16 protein-coding genes are annotated in these 21,748 nt (G+C 62.8%); 12 read left to right on the forward strand and 4 right to left on the reverse strand.

The features are described 5' to 3' along the window. On the reverse strand, nt 1-1,240 hold a 1,240-nt coding region (locus NTZ26_00175), incomplete at its 3' end, for an FG-GAP-like repeat-containing protein (protein MCX6558902.1). Between the two features lie 133 nt (nt 1,241-1,373). Between NTZ26_00175 and NTZ26_00180 the strand changes: the two genes are divergently transcribed. From NTZ26_00180 to NTZ26_00220, 9 genes are all read left to right on the forward strand, one after another. Next, a complete protein-coding gene (locus NTZ26_00180; protein ID MCX6558903.1) occupies nt 1,374-1,610 on the forward strand; it encodes a hypothetical protein in 237 nt (78 codons plus the stop codon). 263 nt (nt 1,611-1,873) lie between these two features. Further along, nucleotides 1,874-2,587 (forward strand): 23S rRNA (guanosine(2251)-2'-O)-methyltransferase RlmB, encoded by a 714-nt coding sequence (gene rlmB / locus NTZ26_00185; protein MCX6558904.1) that lies wholly within the window; start codon nt 1,874-1,876, stop codon nt 2,585-2,587. Between the two features lie 169 nt (nt 2,588-2,756). After that, nucleotides 2,757-3,722, forward strand: a complete 966-nt coding sequence (locus NTZ26_00190) for an acetyl-CoA carboxylase carboxyltransferase subunit alpha (GenBank protein ID MCX6558905.1) — start codon at nt 2,757-2,759, stop codon at nt 3,720-3,722. Continuing rightward, the gene (gene hisS, locus NTZ26_00195; GenBank protein ID MCX6558906.1) at nt 3,719-4,981 is read left to right on the forward strand and encodes a histidine--tRNA ligase; all 1,263 of its coding nucleotides are present in this window, start codon (nt 3,719-3,721) and stop codon (nt 4,979-4,981) included. Before NTZ26_00190 ends, hisS begins: the two co-directional genes overlap by 4 nt. 142 nt (nt 4,982-5,123) lie before the next feature. After that, nucleotides 5,124-6,887: an aspartate--tRNA ligase gene (gene aspS, locus NTZ26_00200; protein MCX6558907.1), complete on the forward strand. Its 1,764-nt coding sequence runs from the start codon at nt 5,124-5,126 to the stop codon at nt 6,885-6,887. Nucleotides 6,888-6,899: 12 nt separating this feature from the next. Beyond that, nucleotides 6,900-7,196, forward strand: coding sequence for a hypothetical protein (locus tag NTZ26_00205; GenBank protein ID MCX6558908.1), 297 nt, complete (start codon nt 6,900-6,902; stop codon nt 7,194-7,196). Nucleotides 7,197-7,217: 21 nt separating this feature from the next. Beyond that, complete coding sequence (locus NTZ26_00210) at nt 7,218-8,003, forward strand: undecaprenyl-diphosphate phosphatase (protein ID MCX6558909.1); 786 nt, start codon at nt 7,218-7,220, stop codon at nt 8,001-8,003. A gap of 196 nt (nt 8,004-8,199) precedes the next feature. Continuing rightward, the gene (locus tag NTZ26_00215; GenBank protein MCX6558910.1) at nt 8,200-9,609 is read left to right on the forward strand and encodes a hypothetical protein; all 1,410 of its coding nucleotides are present in this window, start codon (nt 8,200-8,202) and stop codon (nt 9,607-9,609) included. Nucleotides 9,610-9,629: 20 nt separating this feature from the next. Then, nucleotides 9,630-11,021, forward strand: a complete 1,392-nt coding sequence (locus tag NTZ26_00220; protein MCX6558911.1) for a hypothetical protein — start codon at nt 9,630-9,632, stop codon at nt 11,019-11,021. 27 nt (nt 11,022-11,048) lie between these two features. On the opposite strand, the gene NTZ26_00225 is transcribed toward NTZ26_00220, so the two are convergent. After that, complete coding sequence (locus NTZ26_00225) at nt 11,049-14,807, reverse strand: hypothetical protein (protein ID MCX6558912.1); 3,759 nt, start codon at nt 14,805-14,807, stop codon at nt 11,049-11,051. Between the two features lie 195 nt (nt 14,808-15,002). On the opposite strand from NTZ26_00225, the gene NTZ26_00230 reads away from it, so the two are divergent. Then, on the forward strand, nt 15,003-17,840 hold the full coding sequence (locus NTZ26_00230) for an SUMF1/EgtB/PvdO family nonheme iron enzyme (GenBank protein ID MCX6558913.1): 2,838 nt from the start codon (nt 15,003-15,005) through the stop codon (nt 17,838-17,840). Nucleotides 17,841-17,846: 6 nt separating this feature from the next. Here NTZ26_00230 and NTZ26_00235 read toward each other — a convergent pair whose 3' ends face one another. Beyond that, on the reverse strand, nt 17,847-19,418 hold the full coding sequence (locus NTZ26_00235) for a hypothetical protein (GenBank protein ID MCX6558914.1): 1,572 nt from the start codon (nt 19,416-19,418) through the stop codon (nt 17,847-17,849). 76 nt (nt 19,419-19,494) lie between these two features. Further along, nucleotides 19,495-19,788: a DUF2283 domain-containing protein gene (locus NTZ26_00240; protein ID MCX6558915.1), complete on the reverse strand. Its 294-nt coding sequence runs from the start codon at nt 19,786-19,788 to the stop codon at nt 19,495-19,497. Here NTZ26_00240 and NTZ26_00245 point away from each other — a divergent pair. After that, nucleotides 19,681-20,226: a hypothetical protein gene (locus NTZ26_00245; GenBank protein ID MCX6558916.1), complete on the forward strand. Its 546-nt coding sequence runs from the start codon at nt 19,681-19,683 to the stop codon at nt 20,224-20,226. The two genes, NTZ26_00240 and NTZ26_00245, sit on opposite strands and share 108 nt — an antisense overlap. A 12-nt stretch (nt 20,227-20,238) precedes the next feature. After that, nucleotides 20,239-21,748, forward strand: a 1,510-nt coding sequence (locus tag NTZ26_00250; protein ID MCX6558917.1) for a hypothetical protein, incomplete at its 3' end; no start/stop codon positions are given.

The following is a 21,748-nucleotide window of genomic DNA, read 5'->3' on the forward strand; positions in this document are numbered from 1 at the left end:
CGGCTTTCTCGTGCAGGCTTCTAAAGGTGGACGAGAACACGAGATCCAGGCAGGCCAGCGTCTTGGGGTCGAGCTCGTAGATCATTTGGGTTTTCGACGTCCTGACGTCGATTCGCCCGTTGCCCAGCCGCCGAAGCGAGGCCAGGACCCCATGAGCATCGTCATAGGGATCAAGGTCGGTGTAGGGCAGGAGGATGTAAGCTTTTTCTGTCCCGGCCGGAAGCGTTGGACATCTTTTCTTCAGGCTAGGCGATTGACCCGCCAAGATCCGGGGATCCAGCACGGCAAAGAAAGCCTTTTCAGATTCGTTGTCCACACCCCCGAGGAGAAGCTCGGGACGGCCGTTTCCGTACAGGTCCTCGAGGGCGAGATCTGTAATCCGTCCGCAGTGCCAGTACTGGCCCAGAAGGCGCCGATCCTGCGAGAGGAGGGTGAGTTGCGTCGGAAAATCATCGAGATGCTCGGCGATGACGAAAATCTCTTTCCGCCCGTCGTTGTCGATGTCGTGAATCTCGAACGAGACGAAATAGTCCCCCGAGTAGGTCTTGGGTCCGAAGACCATCTCCCCTCCGCCGTCGAAATGCCAGCGCTCCTTACCGCGGCGGTCGAAGCAATATATCCGGTTCGAGTTGCGTAGCTGCTCTGCGTGCGGCGCGAAAAGGACTTCCGCATGCCCGTCCCCATCGATGTCCTCGATGATGAGGCAGGGAGCATAGAGCAAACCATTTTCTTTATCTATGGAACGGGTTTGAAATCGCCGGCGATAGTCTTCTTCCGTCCAAAGATTTTTCAGCTTCGTATCGAAATCCCAGAGATCCTTCTTTTCCTTGTTCTGGATGATCAGGCGGGAACCCTCGATTCTGAAGTCGGCCGGTTCGCGGTCTATGGTCAGGGCCCGGATGCCGAGAAAGGCTAAGCCCCCCACGATGATCAGCATGGCCGGAATCAAAATCCAAGTGCGGCTGATCGAGCCCCGCGCATCCAGGGCTGTGGTCGTTTCCCGCGCCGGTTCGACTTCCGCCGCTCCGTGCGCCCCTCCGCCCAGCCATTCGTCCAGCTCCTTTTTCCAGGCCATGACCCGCGGGCCGGGCTTGCCCCCGGGCCGATGGACGGGTAGACCGCGCTCCTTCTCCCAACGCAGGCAGGTCCGGACGTCGCAGCCGAGGTAGGCGGCGATCTCTTTCCAGGAGACCAAGCGGCTGTTCTCTTCGTCCTTCATAGCCGAAAGATAGTAGCACAAGAAAAGACGATTTTGTAAAGATCTGCGGCGCAGGGGGCTTGGGAAAGGCGGACCGGTCGAACGATATAAAAATATAATAATATATTGACAGCAATAAATCATAGTCTTAATATCTAGAGCGAGGGACGTCACCATGAGAACGACGACATTGCGGCTGCCGGAACAGAAGCTGAAGCTCCTTAAGGCCATCGCCGGCTTTGAGGGCTCGTCTATGAGCAAAATCCTCGAGCAGATGACGGATGAATACATTTTAAGGCACCGCGAAACCATGGATCTCCTCAGCATCCCCGATTTCGTTCGGGAATGCCAATCCGGCTACGAGGAAATCAAGGGCGGCGGCGGGAAGCGGCTCGATGAATTGGACGATTAAGCTCTCTTCTCATAGCGAGAAGCAATTTCGACGGCTGCCGAAGAGCCTTCGGCGGAAGGTTGCGCTAACGTTGGCCGAGCTTGAGACTCTGCCTTATCCGCTTTTTCATAAAGACGTTTTGTCTTTATCGGGCGAGCTCCAGGATTATCATCGGCTGAGGGTCGGGGAGTACCGAGTGATTTTTCGAGTTTTAAAAGAAGACAGAATCATCGCCGTCGTCGGCATCCACCCCCGAGGGGATGCGTATAAAAAGGCTTAAATACATGGACCGCATCACCCGCATCAACCCGCTGATCGAAGTCCTCAAGTCCGCCCCGCGCCGGGTCAACAAGATCATCCTACAGAAAGAGGAAGGCCATCGGCCTCTCGGAACGATCGTCGGCTTGGCCAAGGACGCGCATGTTCCCTATCTCTTCCTGCCCCGCCAGGTCATGGACAAGATGGCGCCCCATCACCAGGGGGTGATCGCCATGATCGCGCCCAAGGAATTCGATACCCTCGAGGACGTTCTCCGCGTCGCGGGCGAGAAGCCCTTCCTCGTCCTGCTCGACGAGATCGAGGATCCGCAAAACCTGGGCGCCATTCTGCGCAGCGCCGAGTGCGCGGGCGTAAACGGGGTCGTCCTGCCCGAACGCCGTTCGGCCGGGTTGACCGAGACCGTCGCGGAGGTTTCGGCCGGGGCCCTCGAGCATATGAAAGTCGCCCGGGTGACCAACCTGGCCCAAGCCATGGATCATTTGCGCGAGCAGGGGATCTGGCTGGTTGGTGCCGAAGGCGGCGGCGACGGCTTCTATTGGGAATTCGATTACAACCAACCGGTGGCGATCGTCCTCGGCTCCGAGGGCAAGGGCATCCGCCCCCTCGTCCGCAAGAAGTGCGACCGGGTGCTGTCGATCCCGATGCGCGGCAAGATCAACTCGCTCAACGTCGCTGCGGCCGCCTCGGTCTTCCTGTTCGAGGCCGCCCGCCAGCGGTAGGGGTCAGGTCTCAACATTCAACATTTCTGTCGACAAACATTGTCTTTCGGCGTTTTATTTCGGGGAAATGTTGAATGTTGAGACCTGACCCCTATTGTTCTGGCTCCTTGACAGCCCTTCCGACCGGCCGTTAGAATACCGAAGTATCAACCCTTCAAGCAGAGAAGCCATGACCAAAACCGACGATTTCTATCAGCTCGAGAAGCCGATCATCCAGCTCAAGGAGCAGATCGATGAGCTCCTCCTGGCCGGCGAGCCCGGGACGGCGGAAAAAGTCTCCGCCCTGCGCTTGGAGATCGAGAAGGAATGGGCCAAGATCGCCCCCCATATCACCCCGACCCAGATCGTCCAGATCGCCCGCCACCCCAAAAGACCCTACTCGCTCGACTACATCGCCGCCTTGATGACCGATTTCATGGAGCTGCACGGCGACCGGCGCTTTGCCGATGATCCGGCCCTGGTGGCCGGCTTCGCCTTCTACAAGGGCCGCACCGTAGCCGTGGTCGGCCAGCAGAAGGGCCGCACGACCCGCGAGCGGCTGGACCGCAACTTCGGCCAGATGAATCCCGAGGGCTACCGCAAAGCCCTGCGCATCTTCAAGCTGGCCGAGAAGTTCGGCCATCCCATCGTCAGCCTGATCGACACTCAGGGTGCTTACCCGGGGATCGGAAGCGAGGAGCGCGGCCAGGCCGAAGCTATCGCCCTGAACCTCAAGACGATGTTCACCCTGCGCGTCCCGATCGTTTGCATCGTCATCGGCGAGGGCGGGAGCGGCGGGGCTCTGGGCATCGGCATCGGCGATCAGGTCATGATGCTGGAGCACTCGTTCTACTCCGTCATCTCGCCCGAGGGCTGCGCCGCCATCATCTGGAAGGACAAGTCCGATCCGTCGATCGTCCGGCAGGCGGCCGAGAACCTTCACCTGCGGGCCCAGGACCATTTCGGCTTCGGCCTGATCGACAAGATCATCCCCGAGCCTGCCGGCGGCGCTCATATCGATTCGGAGACGACCTTCAAGACTGTGGACAAGCATTTGTCCCAAGCCCTCAAGAAGCTCGAGAGCAAGCCCGTCGAAGAGCTGCTCAACGAGCGCTACGCGAAGTTCCGCAAGATGGGGGTCTTCGTCGAGAAATGAGCGGCGAAGCTCCGGCTGGGAAAACCCTGACCGCCGTCAAGGGCACCCACGACATTCTGCCGGGCGAGGTCGAAGTCTGGCAGAAGGTCGAGGCCGAGACGAAGCGGCTGTTCGAGCTGTATGGCTACAAGGAACTGCGGGCGCCCGTCATCGAGCCCACGGAGCTCTTCCAGAAAGGGACCGGCGAGACGACCGATATCGTGACGAAAGAAATGTACTCCTTCGTCGACAAAGGCGGCCGCTCGATCACCCTGCGGCCCGAATATACCCCGTCGGTCGCCCGGGCCATCGTCGAGCATCGGCTCGACCTGCTCGGAACACCGATGCGCTACTACTACATCGGCCCGATGTTCCGGTACGACAAGCCCCAGAAGGGCCGCTATCGCCAGTTCCATCAGGTCGACGTCGAAGTTTTTGCCGAGAAAGACCCGGCCCTCGACGCCGAGATCGTGGAGATGGCCGACGCCCTGTTGAAGAGCCTCGGGGTCGTCGAGACCGAGACGCTGGTCAACTCGGTCGGCTGCAAGGCCTGCCGGCCCGCTTTCTCGAAGGCCTTGCGGGAGCGTGCCGTCGCCGTCCAGGACAAGCTGTGCGGGGATTGTCGGCGCAAGATGGAGACCAATCCGCTGCGCATCTTCGATTGCAAGATCGAAGGCTGCCGCGAGCAGGCCCGCGCGTTTCCCAAGATCACCGGGTTCCTCTGCGCCGAGTGCCGCGACCACTTTGCCGCCTTCCGGGCCCATCTCGACCGCTACGGAGTCGCATATCGTCACGACGAGAGCCTGGTTCGCGGGCTTGATTACTACACTAAGACGACGTTCGAGGTCGTCAACACGAGCGGCGGCCAGCAGAACGCCATCCTCGGCGGCGGCCGCTACGACGACATGATGAAGGATTTCGGCGGCCCCGACATCTGCGGCATCGGATTCGCCATGGGGGTCGAGCGGCTGATCGCCATGCTGACCCTCAAGCCTGAGCCGCGGCGGTTTCTCTACGTCGTCCACCATGGGGAAGCGGCGACGGCCAAAGCCATTGAGCTGGCCCGCTTCTTCCGGCGAGGCGGCGTCGAGACGATCATTGAGTTCGGCGGCCGCAGCTTCAAGAACCAGTTCGGCCGGGCCGGCAAGCTCGGCGCCGCGTGGGTCCTGATCGTCGGCGAGGACGAGACGGCCAAGGGCATTTTCCAGCTTAAGGACATGGCTGCGGGAACCCAGGTCGCCGGCACCCCCGAAGAGCTTCTGAGAGGGGTCAGGTCTTAAGTTATAAGTTTTCCCCGATTCTCCCCCGAGGCTGTAAACAATTGGGGCCGAAACTAATATCTTAAGACCTGACCCCTGTCTTTCCAGCCTTTGGGAATTAAGCTAAAATAGCGACGAATTTCTCTTAATAAGTGAGCCCTCTATGAGCAACGAACAAGCCCCGGCCGCCGCGGCCTGGAAGCGCACCCACTATGCCGGCGCCCTGCGCTCCTCCGACCAAGGCCGCGAGGTCGTCCTCTGCGGCTGGGTCCACAAGTCGCGCGACATGGGCCACCTCGTCTTCGTCGATGTTCGCGACCGCGAAGGCCTGGCCCAGATCGTTTTTCGATCCGACCGGCCCGGCCTGATGGAAGAAGCCAAAAAGCTCCGCAACGAATCGGTGATCGGCATCCGCGGCCTTGTCCGCCGGCGCGAAGCCGTCAACAAGGACATCCCGACGGGCGAGGTTGAGCTCGAGGCCCATGAGCTGAAGCTCTTTGCGGCGTCCAAAACCCCGCCCTTCGCCATCGCCGATCCGCCCCAGGCCTCCGAGGAGCTGCGGCTCAAGTACCGCTATCTCGACTTGCGCCGGCCCAAGATGCAGCGGCAGATCCGGCTCCGCCACGACGCCGCCCTGGCCGTCCGCAACTACATGAGCGGCCACGGTTTCCTTGAGATCGAAACTCCCATCCTGGCCAACCCGACGCCCGAGGGCGCCCGCGACTACCTCGTTCCCAGCCGGGTCTACAAGGGACGCTTCTATGCCCTGCCCCAGTCGCCCCAGCAGTTCAAGCAGACCCTGATGATCGCGGGCTTCGACCGCTATTTCCAGATCGTCCGCTGCTTCCGCGACGAGGACCTGCGGGCCGACCGCCAGCCCGAGTTCACCCAGATTGACATCGAGATGAGCTTCATTGAGCCCGAGGAGTTCTATGCCCTCAACGAGGGCCTGATGGAGGCCGTCTTTGCCCTGGCCGGCCGGACGCTAGTCCGTCCCTTCCCCCGGCTGACTTATGCCGAGGCCATGGAGAAGTACGGCTCGGATAAACCGGACCTGCGCGTCCCGCTGGCCATGAAGGACCTGACCGCCGTCGGAAAAAGCCTCGGCTCCGAGATGCTGCAGGCCGTCTTCGCGGCCGGCGGCGAGCTCAAGGGCTTGCTCGTCCCCGGCGCCGGGAATCTCTCCCGCGGCCAGCTCGACAAGCTGGGTGACAAGGCCAAGTCGCTCGGCGCCAAAGGCCTGTTCTGGATCAAGCGGCAGGACGGCTGGAAGGCCGGGCTCAAGCTGGCCGAGGCCGAGTATGAGAAGATCTGGGCCGAGCTCGGCGGCGGCGCCTCCGACCTGGCCCTCCTCGTGGCCGACAAGCGCGAGACCGCCCTCAAGGCCTTGGGCGAGATCCGGCGGACTTGGCCGGTCGACGAATCCCTCAAGAAAGGCGCCCTGGCCTTCGCCTGGGTCACCGATTTCCCGCTCTTCGAATGGAGCGGGGAGGAGAAGCGTCACGTCTCCATGCACCACCCCTTCACCGCGCCGGCGCCCGAAGATCTCCCGTTTCTGGAAACCGAGCCGGGTCGGGTCCGGGCCAAGGCCTATGACTTGATCCTGAACGGGGTCGAGGTTGGAGGCGGGTCCATCCGTATCCATGAGATGGACGTCCAGCGCCGGATCTTCAAGGCCCTCGGGCTTTCCGATGCCGAGACCGAATCCAAATTCGGCTATTTCCTCGAAGCCTTGAGCTACGGCGCCCCTCCCCACGGCGGCATCGCCTTCGGGTTCGACCGCCTGGTGATGCTCCTGGCCGGCGAAGAGTCCATCCGCGAGGTCATCCCCTTCCCCAAGACAACCAGCGCCATGGACCTGATGACCGGCTCGCCCTCCGACGTGGACGAGCGCCAACTGAATGAGCTGGGGCTCAAGCTGAAGTAGGCGGAGACGGCTATGGGCGGCGAAACCATCCTCATCAAGCAGAACGAATATATCCGGAAGTTCAAGAAAGCGGATGCGATCGATCCCCATTCGGCCCGTCCGCTCGATGAGCTCCGCGTCCGGAACAACCATATCTTTCGGGGCTTGCTTCACAAAGGGGTGTTCGTCGAGGCCGGCAATGATCGCTATTATATCGACCTCGATCAGACGGCCGAGTTCATGGCCGGGCGCCGGAAAGCGGCTTTGTTTATCGGGCTGGCGATCATCATCGGAATAATCGTCCTCCTGCTTTTGGGCAAGCTGAAGTAGGGAAAGACAGGGAGCGCCGCCATGCCGATCATTCATGCCGCCGTCCTGGGGCTTATTCAAGGCCTGACCGAATTCCTGCCGATCTCGAGCTCGGCCCATCTGACCCTGGCGCCGTGGTTTTTCGGCTGGCCCGACCCGGGGCTGACCTTCGACATCGCCCTTCATGTGGGAACCCTGCTGGCCGTGGTCGCCTTCTTCTGGAAGGATTGGCTCCGGCTCATCCGTAACGGCCTGACCAAAGGGCTGGCGACCCCCGATGGGCGCCTATTCTGGTTCCTGGCGGCGGCCTCCGTTCCGGGAGCGGCTGCCGGCGTCCTGTTCGAATCGCAGGCGGAAACGATCTTTCGCGGGCCGCTTGTCATTGCGGCCATGCTGGCGGCGATGGGCTTTGTCCTGTTGATCGCCGACCGGATGGCGGCGCGCCGGGTCACGAGCGTCGAGCCGACCCTGGGGCGCAGCCTGGCCGTCGGCCTGGCCCAAGCTCTGGCGATAGTCCCTGGCGTATCCCGGTCCGGCATCACCATGGCCACCGGACTTTTCGCCGGGATGACGAGGGAAGCGGCGGCCCGCTTCTCGTTTCTTCTTTCGACGCCGATGATCGCCGGCGCGGCCGTCTTCAAGCTCCGCCATCTTTCCCCCTCAGCCGTGGACGCGCCCTTTCTGACCGGCATCATCGTCTCGGCCGCGGTCGGGTTCCTGGTGATCGGGGGGCTCCTCAAATGGCTGGCCCGCCGCGGATTCCTGCCGTTTGTCGTCTACCGGATTCTCCTGGCCGCCGTCGTCGTCCTGGTCTTCGTTCTTCGTTGAGGGTGCGGCGCCGAGTCGGTGCGGTCATTGACATCCTCATTCGGCCGGCGATATATTCAAGCCATGTTCGGGAGGCCATGATAGGGGGGGACATACTTCAAGACGACTTCTCCCCATTGCGATCAGGCTTTCTGCGCCCGGCGGAGTTGCATCGATCGATTGGATCAATCCTGATCCGATGAACAAGGAGTTCGGCATGAATTCTCGCCCGTCTACTTGCTCCCGCGGCGTCGCGGCCCGGCGTTTGGGAAGCCTTCTGGTGTTAATGGCGGCCCTCATCCCGGCTTCGGGCTGGACTTCGGCCCCGGCGGCCGGCGCTCTTGCCTCCGGATCCGGCTTCCAACAAGCGCCCGCAAACGACATCAGCAAGGCCGAGTTTTATCTCAAAAAGCTCGAGGACAAGGCCCAACGCATGCAGGGCCAGCCGTTTAAAATGGGCTATGACGAAACGCAAGCCCTGGAACGGATCAGGGCCTTGAAGGAAAAATACCCGAACGATGCCAAGGCCGACGCCTTGTTCAAACGGGCCCAGGCGGCGGTCATGGGCAGCAAGGGCGACTTCGTCGACATCACGCCGGACATGCTCACCTTCCGGCAGAATGAGAAAAAGTTCAAGGACCTCTTCGCCCAAGAGGGTGAGAAGCAATGGACCGCCTTCAAGAAAGGCATTCTGGCCTCGCCGGGAGTCATCGCCAAGCCTTTCCCGCCTCCCTCCGTCCGGGACGTGTCCGTCGAGACGCTCAAGGGCCGCTACGTCATCCTGGACGAGTTCGAATATCCGACCAACGAATTCACCGAAGGCGGTCAGCAATACGTTTTCGTCGGCTCGGGCGCCCGGGGGTACTACTGGGTGGAGCTCGCCAACCGCGCCTGGATCGGGCCTTATGAGGCCGTGCGGCGATATCGGCGCCAGATCAATCAAGATGTCCCGGAGGGCGGCAAGTGGACGCTGGTCGCCCGCGTCACGGGGATCCGGTTCCTGGTTCCCCAGGCGGAGAAAAGAAAAACGATGTCCGCCTTCTGGGGTTGGTGCGTCGAGCCCGTGGCCATCTATGTTCCGGGCGTAACCTTTGCCTTGGCCGCTCCCGGGCTTGAATCCGGAGGGGCCTTTGCCGGCGAGGAAAACCTGGAGCGGATCAAGGCCCCGCTCTACTCGGTGCGCGAGGTGCCGGCAAACGCGACACCCGAGCGGGTGGTGGAGATTTTCGCCGCGGCCATCAAGGAGAAGAACCTCGACCTCTATCGGGAGTGCATCGACCCCCGCCAGCAAGCCGGGCCCCGGGCCTCGAGCCTGCTGATGTACCATTGGGATTGGCACCAGCATCGATTCGCGAATTTTTACGTTCACGTCACCGTGGACAAGGCCAAGATCCGGACCCTCAAGGGGTATGACCAATCCAATCGGCTGGAGGACTTCTTCCTGTCGGCCGAACAGAAGGAGACCGTCAAGAAGATCTCCGAGGACCTGGTCGAGGAGGCGACGGTGTTCTCCAAAGCCTACGACGAGCGCGGTCGCCAGTACGGCTCGCCCAAGCCGCATTTCCTGCGCCGGGTCGGAGGCAGCAAGGGCCGCTGGTATATAACCAATTTCCCCCAGCCTTTCTGATGGCCGGGAAAAACAGGAGCATGAAGATGCGGAAATATACTCGAACCCTCGCGGCGGCGGCTCTGGCCCTGGCCCTCGCCCTCCCGGCCGGTCAGGCCGGCCAAAAGCCGTCGAAACCGGCCGCTAAATCCCAGACCTCGGACCAGCCCTCGGTCATGGATTGGCGGCGGGACGCCATGAACACCTTCGATCAGATCTTTAATGATATGACGACCCTCATGGCCTCGACCTCCCGCGAGCCGAGCAAAACGACCAAGGCTTGGGACGATCTGGTTAATGAACGCTGTTCCCTCTGGTCGAACACCGTGGACCAGGCCGAGATGATCTATCAGGAAAAATCCCAGCCGGTCCCGGCCTCTTGGCAGGAGTGGCGGAAAGACAACGAGGAGTTCATCGCCGCCGAGGTCCAATCCGCCGGCCGGGAGGTCATGAGCTGGCGTTGGAAGGCCAACGACGATATCTATTGCCTCCAGCAGGACATCGAATTCCACCCCATTCGGAAGGAGGAGTGGCTGAAGACGATGACGGAGGCGGAAAAGATATTGGAAACGGCCGAGGGCGTTGCCGGCGATGCGGTCGCGAGCGTCGAGGCGATCGAGAAGAGCCGCTCGGACGTCAAGCAGGCCAAGAGCTTGGTCGACAACGTGGCCTCCGACCTGGAACAAATCCGCAAACGGGTCGTCCAGAACCATGGAGCCGAGCTGAAGCTGGACCCCAAAATCGCGGCCATCCAAGCCCGCTGGACCAGCCTGAAGGACGTATACCCCCACGTCATCGAAAAATGGAAAAGCAGCCTTTCCGGCTGGGCCAAGAGCATCAAGGCGACTTACGACAACCAGGAAAAAATCCGCAAGCAGTTCGACACCCTCTACGAACCGGTCATGAGCCAGAAGCTCTTTGCCGGCCTCAAGCACTTTCAGGGCAAGGAATACAAGGATTTAGGCGGTGCCGTGGATAAGCTGGATCAGTCCCTTCAAGTCCGTTGGGTCAAGGCCAAGGACAAGAGCCAGAAGGACGGGGATATCGTCAAGGCCATGGACAAAGAGAAGCAGACGGCCGACCAAGAGCGGAAGCGGTATTGGGAGCTGAACCAAATAGCCAACCCGGCCCGGGAACAGGAAGAGATCCTTAAACACATCTCGAAGGTCGATAACAGCTCGAAAGAGCGGGAATTGAGGCTGAAGGCCGGAAATATCAACAACACGGCGGCGGAGCAGAAGGCCGCGGATGAAGCGCTTCGGCAATACCTCCAAAAAGCTACGCCCGAACAGGTCGTCGGCCAAAAAGCCTGGGATGACTATCAAAAACAGAAGAAGGACGCCGAGGCCGAGATGACCAAGATCTTGACCGACCGGGCGGCCCGTTTGAAGAAGCTCGGCCTGCCGCCCGAACCCGATTGGCCGGTCCGCTGATCCGGCTGCTTTTCGGGGCGGCTCCGATCATCGGTTTCCCGTCTGGATGACGTGAGCCAGGCGGTCACGGAGGACGTAAGCGAGCTCGTTCAATCTCCGGCCCGTGATCCCGTAGACCTCCATCATTCCCTGCCGCGGGTTCTCCCCGCCCCGCTGAAGGGCGGCTTGCAGGTTCTCAAAATAGCGGGCCGCGGGGCTGCCCTTCGGGGTGAAGGGGAGGATCTTGGTGTCGATCTCCTTGGCCATGGTTCGGCAAGCTTCCGCTCGGCCTTCCATGGTCCCCTTGGCCAGGGCCAGCTCGACTTTGTAGACGTTGACCCCGGCCGTCTGGATCGCCAGGTCTTTGTTCAGGCCGGGCAGGGGGTTGATGCCCTGTTCGCGCAGCCGGGTGATGTTCAGGACGGCCTTGTCCATGTAGGCTTCGGCGTCTACACTGGTCGTTCCCTTCCAGTCGGCCATCTTGGAGCTTCGTTTGCCGGACGTCTCCCGGTAGGCTTTGTGGAGCGCGGATTCCAGGTCGCGCTGGAATTCCTGAAGAGTTCTGGGCTCGCCGCCTTTTTCGGGGCGCCAACCTTCCTCTTTGACGGCCAGGTCATGATCGCGGCCCACCTTCTTGGTGTTGGCCGAGTGACGGATCTGACTCATCTCGAAGTCGTTCCAGCCCATCTCTTTCATCAGCTGCTTGGTCTTGGCGATGGTCGGCTTCTCCAGGAAGGATTCCAGGCTTTGGTTGTAGTCCTGCTTGAGCTTCTCCGGGATCTTCTTGGCGTTGATCGCCATCTTGGCCGTATAGCTGCTCTCGACCTGGGCCATGGCTTCGGTCAGAGCCCGGCCTTCGACCGTCTGGGCCAGGCGGTCGGCGTTGGCCTTGAGGTACTCGTTCCGGCCCATGGCCGCGGGCTTCGTTTTCGAGACAAGGCTCTCGAAGGCGTCGTTCGTGCGCCGGTAATTCTCGACCAGGGACTCGCCGTCCTTCTTGGCCTGGAGGAACTCCGCGTCCTCGAGGACTTCCTTCCAGGTGAGCTTGCGGGCCGGAGCGCCGCCTGCCGTGACCCGGTTCTGGATGATCCTGCCGGCGGCCAGCTCGGTGCCTTTCCGGAGCAGAAGGGACATCATGGCGTTCTTCATCCCGCCGGCGAATCCGCCGCCCTCGGGTTTGGAGAACCCCTCGGTGAAGCTCAAGGCTGTGTCCACGATGCCGGAGTAGAAGCGCAGACCCGTGACGACGGCTTCGGACGCGCCGCCTTCGATGTATCCCGTGCCGACGCCGAAGCCCGCGGCGATGAGCGACGGCGCCTGGGTCGCGATCCACGAGCCTCCTCCGACGACGGCCTGGGCCGTGGCGAAGGGCGCGACCACCATCATGCCGATCCCCGCCCCCCACTTGATCTCTTCATAGCGATTGATCTGTTCCTCGGCTGCGGCCTCGTCGGCCAGGGCGCGGCCCTGGACCTTGTGCAGGACCGCCTGTGTCACCGCTTTGAGCTTGTCCGTATCCCAGGACGCCTTGGCTTTTGCGTCGAGCTGCCGATCCACCCAGGCGCGCATCGACGGCCTTTCGGCCGGCTCCAGCAGGTCGATCAGCTTGTCGACCGAGGCTTCAGCCCGCGGCCAGATGCGGGCTTTCCGGACATCCGTCTCGCACGACTCGATCAGCTTGAGGCGGCTGACCTCGTCGAACGCCGAACGCGTCCGCACGAGCTCGCCGGTCTGCAGGGTGGCGACGGCGTCTTGCTCCTGCTGGATGTTCGTGACCGCTTGGAAAATGTTTTGATTCAGGCTTTTGGCCCTTTCCGGAACCTTTTCCCTTGCAAGCTCCGCGCGCCATTTCTCCACCATGCCTTCAAGGGACGCGATGACGGCGGCATGGCCGGTGACGGCTTCTTCTTTCCAGGCCCGTTCGGCGTCCGCGGGCGGCGTTCTGGATTCCGGCTGTCTTCCGTCGATTGCGGGGGCTTCCGGCTGGGCCGCGGGTTCGAGCGTCCCGTCCGGGTCGAGCTGGTAGACATAGTGAACGCGCCCCAGGAATTGCGAGTCGTGGACGGAGACGGACAGGACGATATAACCGATCTCCGGCCAGGAGATGTCGGTCGTCAGCTTCTGAGTCTGATGCTCATAGTCGCGCAGGAACGGCTTCCAGGTGCCGGGATCGCAGACGCGGAATCCCGCGTCCCTGTCGTTAAGGAGGCTCATCGTTCCCCCGATGGGCCACATTTCGGATTTCCAAATGCCCAAGCCGTTGATGCTGTCTTCGCTCTTCAGGATCTCTTCAAGCCTGTTGGCCTGATTGGCCTTCAGAAAGATGTGATAAATGTCCAGGGTGGGGAACGACAGGTGCCCCCAACGGGGGTTCTTGTCCGGGTAGCACTTGCCTTCGAGGACTTCCATCCGGGTCTTGATTTCCAGCCGCTCGTCGGCGCGGATCTTCGGCGGGGGCGGATTCCAGGAAATCTTGAAGCCCGCCTGGCCCATTGTCCCGAACTTGTAGTCGTCGCCGATGTCTCGATAGGTCGTCCGTTTAATGATCGTCGAGCCCGCGTATTCGACCTTGGTCGGCTCCATCTCGCCGTCGGCGTCGTGCATCCGGGGCGGCTTGGGATGGACGTTGGCCCGCACGGCGACCAGGGTGTAGGAGCCCGGGCCATCCGCCGGCTTTGGCTTGGGCAGGCTCTCGAGAGCTTGATCCAGGGCTTTGCGGGCTCGGTGCCGCGCGGCGAAGGGATTCGGCGGGTCGCCCAGCGCCTTGATTCGGTCGGTGACCTCCGCCATCCGTGCTTTCTGGCCTGCCATCAGGCTCTGAAGGCGCTGGGCCTCGGCGACGGCCTCGGCGACGGCGTCCTCGTCCTGGAATCCGGCCGCCACTCCGGCCTGCGACCAGGCCTCGTCGAACTGGAGACCCAGGCTGACGATGGCGGATCGCGCGTCGATAAACTGGGTGAGAAGCGGGCCGAGGGCGTTGAAGTACTTGACGGCCGCCGGTGTGGGAAAATCCATTACCGGCGCCCACTTGGCCTGGAAGCGCTGCTCCTCGACCGGGGACATGTCGCCGTAGATGAGGTGCATCGACTCCATCACGGTCGCCACGGCGAACCGGTATTTTTCCGGGCTAAGCTTGCTGTAATCCACAGCTTCGGCACTGACGGCGTCGAGATTGGCCGGCTGGGAGGGGCCGGAAACCAGAATGTCGCCTTTGCGCCAGGGAGTATCCTTCTTGTTCCAGAGCCCCGCATCGTCCGGCGTGTCCGGAAGCCAGGGTCCCGCCACAATATCTCCCGTCTTCGGCCTCGCCGCGCCCGGCCGCGCTTTTTCCGCCGGTTTGGGCGACGCCGGCACTTCCTTGTGCTCGAGATAATCGTAAGCCGCGCCGGCTTCCCATACGGTCGGAGAGCCTTTCAGTTTCAGGGTCGCGTCGAACCGGGAAATGCCCTTGTCATCCGCGCTGCTTTCGGGCATGCCGGACTTCGCCGTCAAGGACAGGCATAGAGTTCTCCGATCCAGGGATGTCCAAGCAGCGGAGGGAGCCGCCAGCTTCGAAATGTCGATCCCGTTGACCTTGAGGGAGAGGCTCCCGATATCCGAACGGGAGATGTTCCTGTCGAAGGAAAAGATCAGCTTCGTGATGATCAGGGCAAACCCGGCCTCGTCCGCCTCGGTCGAATCCTCTTCGACCCTGAGGGAGAAGGCGGGAGATCCCTGGCCTATCGTCGCAGGGGGGGCCGAAATGAGGAGGACGAAAAGAAGAAGCAGGACACGGGCGAGCATGGAGTCCGTTCGGATGGATTTCATTTGGGACGCCTCCCGAAGTTCGGCTGCCGAAGACGTAAAAATATCCCTCTTGACTATGCCGCAAGTATAGATTCGGGCGGAAGGCGGTGTCAACAAACCCCGGTGTCCCGACGGAAAAGAGCGCCGGCCGAAGTTTAAGAGGGAATGCATTTCCCTGGTTTGCGGCCGGGACGTTCTTTATGGAACAATGCCTCCATGCGCGCTCGTACGTTTCTTGGGCTTGGTGTCATCGGGGCGGTCCTCCTTGGCGGGATCGCGGGCCAGGGGCTAGGCGGCGGGATCGGGACCGGGGGTTCGTATTCTCCCGGCGGGCAGGCCGCCCGTGAATCGCTCCGATCGCTCAAGATGATCGGGACCAAAGGCGCGGCATCGGCTGTCGCGGGGCTGATCCTCTCGGACGGCTCGGAGATCGCCCTGTCCGCGCCCTTCCCGCTCTTCTCGGTTCTTATCGACGGGCGCCTCCAGTCGGCCTCCGCGCTCCCGCCCGGGCTGACGATGACGGTCGCCGCCGAGGCTTCATTCCGGCCCGGGGCCAAGCTCGCGGTCGTCTTCCGCAACGATACCAAGGCCAAGCTCAAGCTGGAGAATCTCGTTCCGCTGGGCGAGGGCGGCGACCGGACCTATATCACGGCCGGCCTGCCCAACGAGCCGCCGCATACGCTCAGCCGGACGCAGCTCTTTCGCCCGGGCCTGAAGCCGATCGGTGCGGTCCTGCCCGATAACGCCTGGCACCTCGGGTATTGCACGGCCGACGCGGGGGGAGGGACGGCCTTGACCGCCATCGCCCGGCGGGTCAAGACCGACAAGGCCGAGCGCACCCGCTGGGCCGTGATCCTCGAGCCCGGCGGCTCGGTCGAGTACGCCCTGCACTTCGAGGCCCATCGCGGCGGCTGGCGCCGCGGCCTGGAGATCATGTTCCGGGAGCGCTTCCTTTACGATCTGCCATCTTTTGATAACGCTCTCTTCCGGCGGGCCGACCTGGGCTGGGTCCGCCGCGCCTATCTCATGGTCCTGCAGTTCGCCTGGGATCACGTCTATTTCGACCGCTCGACACAGCGCTATGCTTATGACGCGACCCTAACCGCCTGGGACAAGCTCCTCGGCCCGATCGACATCTACACCATCTGGCCGACCTGGCCGCGCCTGGGTCTGGACGAGAGAAACCAGTGGGATATGTACCGCGACCTGCCCGGCGGCCTGGCCGAGCTGCGGCGGCAGGTCGACTTGGCCCACACGCTGGGCAAGAAATACTTCATCTCCTACAACCCCTGGGACGAAAGCACGAGGCACGAGGATCATATCGCCGGCATGGAGGCCATGCTGAAGACGCTCGACGCCGACGGGGTCGTTCTCGACACGCGCGGCGAGTCGAGCCGCGAGTTCCAGGCTGCGGCCGACCGGGTCAAACCCGGAATCATCATGTACAGTGAGGGGATGGCGGTGCCCAAGGATATGCCGGGCATCGTCTCCGGCCGCGTCCATGACGCCCTCTATATGCCTCCGCCCCTCAATCTGAACAAGTTCATCAAGCCCGACTTCGCCATCTTCCGCGTCCTGCAATTGGCCGAAGGGCCGCTCCATCGCGAATCGGCGGTGGCCTTCTTCAACGGTTACGGCTCGGAGATCAACACCATGCGGCCGGGCCGGCCCGATTGGGTCGAGGAGGAGCTGCGCTATCTAGGCCGGACGACCAAGCTGCTGCGCGAGAACGCGACGGCCTTCGTCGACCCCGCCTGGCAGCCGCTCGTCCCCACTCTGGAGGACGGCATCTGGGCCAATCGCTGGCGGGACGGAGGGAAGACCGTCTTCACCGTCTTCAGCCTGCGTCCCGAGGGATACAAGGGGCCGCTCGTCGATGTCGACGTTCCTGCCGGCTCCCATTTGGTCAGCCTGTGGAATCACGAAGAGCTCGCGGCCGTTGAGCGCAGCGGGCGCTTCTACGCGCCCGTAGACATTGAAGCCTTCGCCGCCTCCCGGCTCGGAACGCGCCTTGAGGGGAACGCGGAATGCCTGGCCGTTTTGCCGGAGATCCTCAAGGTCTCCGCGGACGGCGAGATCGTGACGTTCGAAGCGCCCGGCGCGCCCGCGGGAAGCCGCATCGCCGTCTCGGCCGGAAGTCCCTCCTATGCCGAAGAGCCGGCTAGGTTCGGGACGGAGCGGCGGACGATCGCCCTGCACGACTATTTCGGATTCCAGGAGGAGAAGTTCGTTGTCCAGCTGTTCGACGGGCGGGGCGAGATCCTGGACGAACGGGTCGTTCGCCTGGCCCTGGCCCTGCCCCGGCTCGTCTCCGGCGCCGAGCGGACCGCGGCCGCCAAGATCGCGCCGCCCGGCATGGTCGAGATCCCGGCCGGGACGTTCGTCTTCAAGACCGCGGGCAACCCCGACGACGCCAACCCGATCATTCCCTATCCGGACACCCAGAAGCCGCGGACCTTGGCGATGCCGCGCTTATTCATGGACCGCACGCCCGTGACCAACGCCCAGTTCGCGGCCTTCCTGGCGGCGGCGAAATACGCGCCCAAGGACGCGTCCAACTTCCTGAAGCATTGGTCGGGCGGGAAGATCCCCGCCGGCCTTGAAAACCACCCCGTCGTCTGGGTCTCGCTTGAGGATGCCCGGGCCTACGCACGCTGGGCGGGCAAGCGCCTGCCGACCGAAGCCGAGTGGCAGTATGCTGCCCAGGGGACCGACGGCCGGGCTTATCCCTGGGGGGCGAAGATGGAGCCTGGCCGGTGTAACGACAAGCTCAACCGGACTACCCCGGTGGACGCCTTCCCGCGCGGGGCCAGCCCCTACGGCGTCCTGGACATGGTCGGCAACGTCTGGCAGGTGCTCGGCGACGTCTACGACGACGGAGTGTACGCGTACGGGATCATCCGCGGCGGGAGCCATTATGCGCCCGAGAAGAGCGTCTGGTACGTCAAGAGCGGCCCGCTGCCCGTGGACCGCGTTCAGATTCTTCTTCTCGTGGCGCCCGGCCTCGACCGCAGCTCGACCGTAGGCTTCCGCTGCGTCAAGGATGCCGAGTGACGGCCTCTATTTGACGTCCGCCACCGCGGCGTTCAGCACCTTCTTCGTCGTCCGGTCCTGGGCGAAGAAGACGACCTTCAGGCCCTGACGGGCGATGACGGCGTGCCGCTCGGCGAACTTGAAGTTCGGGATCCGCGTATAGGTCTTCTCGAAGTCCGTCAGATAGGCGTCCGTCGCCTTCTCCGAAGCCGCCAGGTTGAAGGTCGCGGTCTTGGGACCGGCCGGGTTGACCGTCAGCAGGTCGCGGACGACCAGCTTGTGGAACTGCAGGCCGTTGCTGCCCTTGTAGTTCTCCTCTTTCTGGACCAGCACCACGATGTAGTCGGCGCCGGGGACCACGACGTCCGCGCTAAAAGCGACGTTGACCATGTCGCCGGCCTTGGCGGCCGTGATTTTCAGCTCGGCCGCGGGCGCCTCGGCCAGCTTGGCGTCGATGGCGGCCTTATACTGCTTGAACTTGCCGCCGGCCATGCTCCGGCTGCCGCCGCCGATCATCTTGTTGTCGCCGTCGATGACGACCGTGGGGGTGCTGGTGGCGGCGTAGACTTCCGCCCGCTTCTTGGTGGCCGGATTCATCATCGGGTCGGGGGCGGGGATCGGCAGATGGTACTCGAGGATGGCCAGGTATTTGGCGGGATAGGCTTCGATCAGGCCGTCGAAGCCGAGGTCGGCTGCCACACAGGGCGGGCACTCCGAGCCGGTGAAGATCTCGGCCAGGACCGTCTTGCCCTTCCAGCCAGCCGGCGGCTCGAAGGCGTCGGGCGCGTATGGCAGCTGCTTGCTCTTCTTCTCCAGCTCGATCAGAAAGCCTTCTTCCTTGCCGTTGATCTTTTTATAGAGTGCCAGGGCCTTGGCCGCGGCGCCCTTGGCGTTGTCCACGGCGGCCTGCAGGAAAGCGTCGTACGCCTCCTTGTTCTTGCCCAGCTGGGCCTGGGCGTCGCCCAGAATGCTGTAATAATCGGCGTCCAAGGCGCCGCCGGCGCCTTTGTAGGCTTCCATAGTAATCAGGGCCGAGGGGGCGTTGCCGGCGAAGATCTGGGCCTTGGCCACGATGATCTGGAAGGCGTTGCCGAAGAAGGCCGCGAAGGCCATGCGTTGGTCCTCGCCCGGGATGGCGGCGAGCGTCTCGGGCTCCTTGGCCGTCCGGGCCCCGGCGTCGCGGTACTTGGAGACGGTGTCCAGGACCTTGGCTTTGTCGAAGGAAGCGGCCTTGGGGTGCTCCAGGAGCTGGGAGGCGGCTTGCAGATAGCTGGTCGCGCGGCGCGGCCCCTGGCCTTGGCCGAGAAAATCCTTCTGCAGCGCGATCACCGCGTCCAGCGAGGGGGCCAGCTCGACGCGGGCGTTTTGAATGAACGCGTCGATCGTCTCCTTCATCTGGGCGGCGGGATAGGCGGCTTTGAGGCGCTCGAACTCTTTCAACCGGGCCGCGGCGTCGACGATCCGGCTGGCGGCCAGGACTTCGTTGTATTCGGGCGAGCGCTGCTGGGCCTGGGCCAGGGCCGGAGCGACGAGGGCCAGGACCAGGATCAGGGCTAGGCCGGATGCGGCGGCGAGACGGAGGGAGGATCGGGTTGCCATAATAGACTCCTTTTCATGGGCGAAGAAGCCAAATTATACCATTAATATAGGGATTCGGCACGCGACGAACCGGGCTTCAGCGCTTCGGCTTGGATGGGGCCCGAATGACGCGGCGATCTGTTTTGGAATACGGCTCTGGAGCTTTCTCTCGAACAGCCGTGACGGCTGAGCCCAAGCCTTCCACGGAGACTCGACGCAGAGAATCCCGCCCGCCCAGGCGCCTCGTCACGTCCAGGACTTCGAGACCGGCCAATCGTCCGGATTGATCGAAATCCGCGGCGATTCCCTCCCCCAAGTGTTTTGTGGTTACGGTCGCATCGAGGAAGACGATATGGAGTGCGTCCGCTTCAGCATCGTATTGAATCTTCATGGCGATTCCTCGCTAATAATAATACACATAGACGGTGATGACAACGATCTCCCCAGGCTCTTCGACGAAGATGGGCCGGACTTTCTTTGTTTTGAAACGCCGTCCGTTCCAGTCGCTGTTGTATACAGATTCGATCTCCGTCTCCCAACGGCCCTGCTCGGTGGGACGCCACTCGCCTTGGCGAATTGCCGCTCTGACTTCCTCGAACAGAAATCCGCGAGTCCGGCTGTAGCCTTCGGCGTGTTTTGTCAACCTGACGGCCTTTTCCCGATTCATGGCTTCCCCTATAAAGAGACGGCGGGAACGGGCGGCACTCTCAATTCGGGCCTCGATTTCTTTAAAGTGTCTTCTCATGAAGGAGCCCGCGTTGGGCTCAGCGCTGGGTTCGAGCTGAGCGAGCCGGACGGGCCGGTTGACATCCCGGGCGGCGGTTTCTAAGATGGGGCCGCCATGACCCGAACCATCCTCCGTTACGCCGCCTGGGCCGGCCTCGCCATGTTGGTCGCCGGACCCCAATCCCCCCTCACCCTGACCACGAACGAGCTCCGCCTCCAAATCGATGCTCGCGGCGCCGTGACGAGTATCTACGATCTCGTCCACGGGCGGGAGCTCCTGGCCTCCGGCCAGCCGGCGCCTCTGCTTTCGATCAAGGTGGGGGACCGCATCGAAGCGCCGACGTCCGCTGTCGAAGTCGGGCCGGGCCTCCTTCGGCTGGCGTATAAAGGATTTGGGGCGGAAGTCGATGTCCGCCTCGCCTCGAAACCGACCCACCTCACCTTTGAAGTCGTCCGGGCCGAGCCGGCGGACAAGATCAGGCTTTGCCTTTGGGGGCCCTTCCCCACGTCCATCTCCAAGACCGTCGGCGAGATCGTGGGCGTCGTCAGGGACGGGACGTACGGCCTAGGCATCCAGGCCCTCAACCCCAAGACCATCGGGAGCTTTCCCGACAACGAGGAGGGCTTCGACATGTCGCGCGGCCGGGCGGCCGAGCTGCGGCCGTGGGGGAGTGTGCTCCAGGCCTACAGCTTGAATCGCTCGCTGCCCCGAACGGCCGACGTCTGGCTGGGCCAGTTTCCGCGGATGCCGATCCCGCCGATACCCGGGGAGACCGTGGTCGGGTCGAAAATCGCCCTGTTCGGCTGTCCCGAGCCCGCCATCCTGGCCCACCTGGGCGAGATCGAGCTCGCCGAGGGGCTTCCGCATCCGCTCATCGACGGAGTCTGGGCCAAGGTTTCGCCCGAGCGGGGGCGCTCCTATCTCATTGTCGACTACAGCGAAGCGACGATCGACGAGCTGTTAGGCTACACCAAGCGGGGCGGCTTCATGTCCCTGTATCACATGGAGCCGTTCGAGAGCTGGGGGCATTTCGAGATCAGCCGCAAGTCCTTCCCCGGCGGTGCGGCGGGCTTGCGGGCTTGCGCCGAAAAGGCCAAGGCCCTGGGCCTCCGGCTCGGCGCCCACACCCTGACGACCTTCATTCAGACCAACGATCCCTACGTGACGCCGATCCCAGACCCCCGGCTGGCCAGGACCGGGACGAGTGTGTTGACGGCCGACATCGGGGCCGCGGAAACCGGGATCCCTGTCGCTTCGCCCGAATGCTTTAATAACGAGAAAGCCAACTGGCTCCATACCGTCGTCATCGGGGACGAGCTCATCCGCTATCGGGCGGTGTCGATCGCGGCGCCCTGGCGGCTGCTCGACTGTCAGCGCGGGGCTTTCGGAACCCAAGCGGCGGCGCATAAGCGCGGGGCCGAGGTCGGGAAGCTCCTGGACCATCCGTACAAAGTGTTCTTTCCGAATTTCGAGATGCAGCGGGAGATCTGCCGCACCCTGGCCCGCCGGTTCAACGAGACCGGCTTGAGCCAAATGGACTTCGACGGTCATGAGGGGACCGGTGCGACCGGCCAGGGCGATTATGCCTACGAGCTTTTCCCGCTCGATTTCTTCGCCGGGCTCG

The sequence above is a fragment of the Candidatus Aminicenantes bacterium genome (genome assembly GCA_026393855.1).
GTDB lineage: Bacteria > Acidobacteriota > Aminicenantia > Aminicenantales > UBA4085 > UBA4085.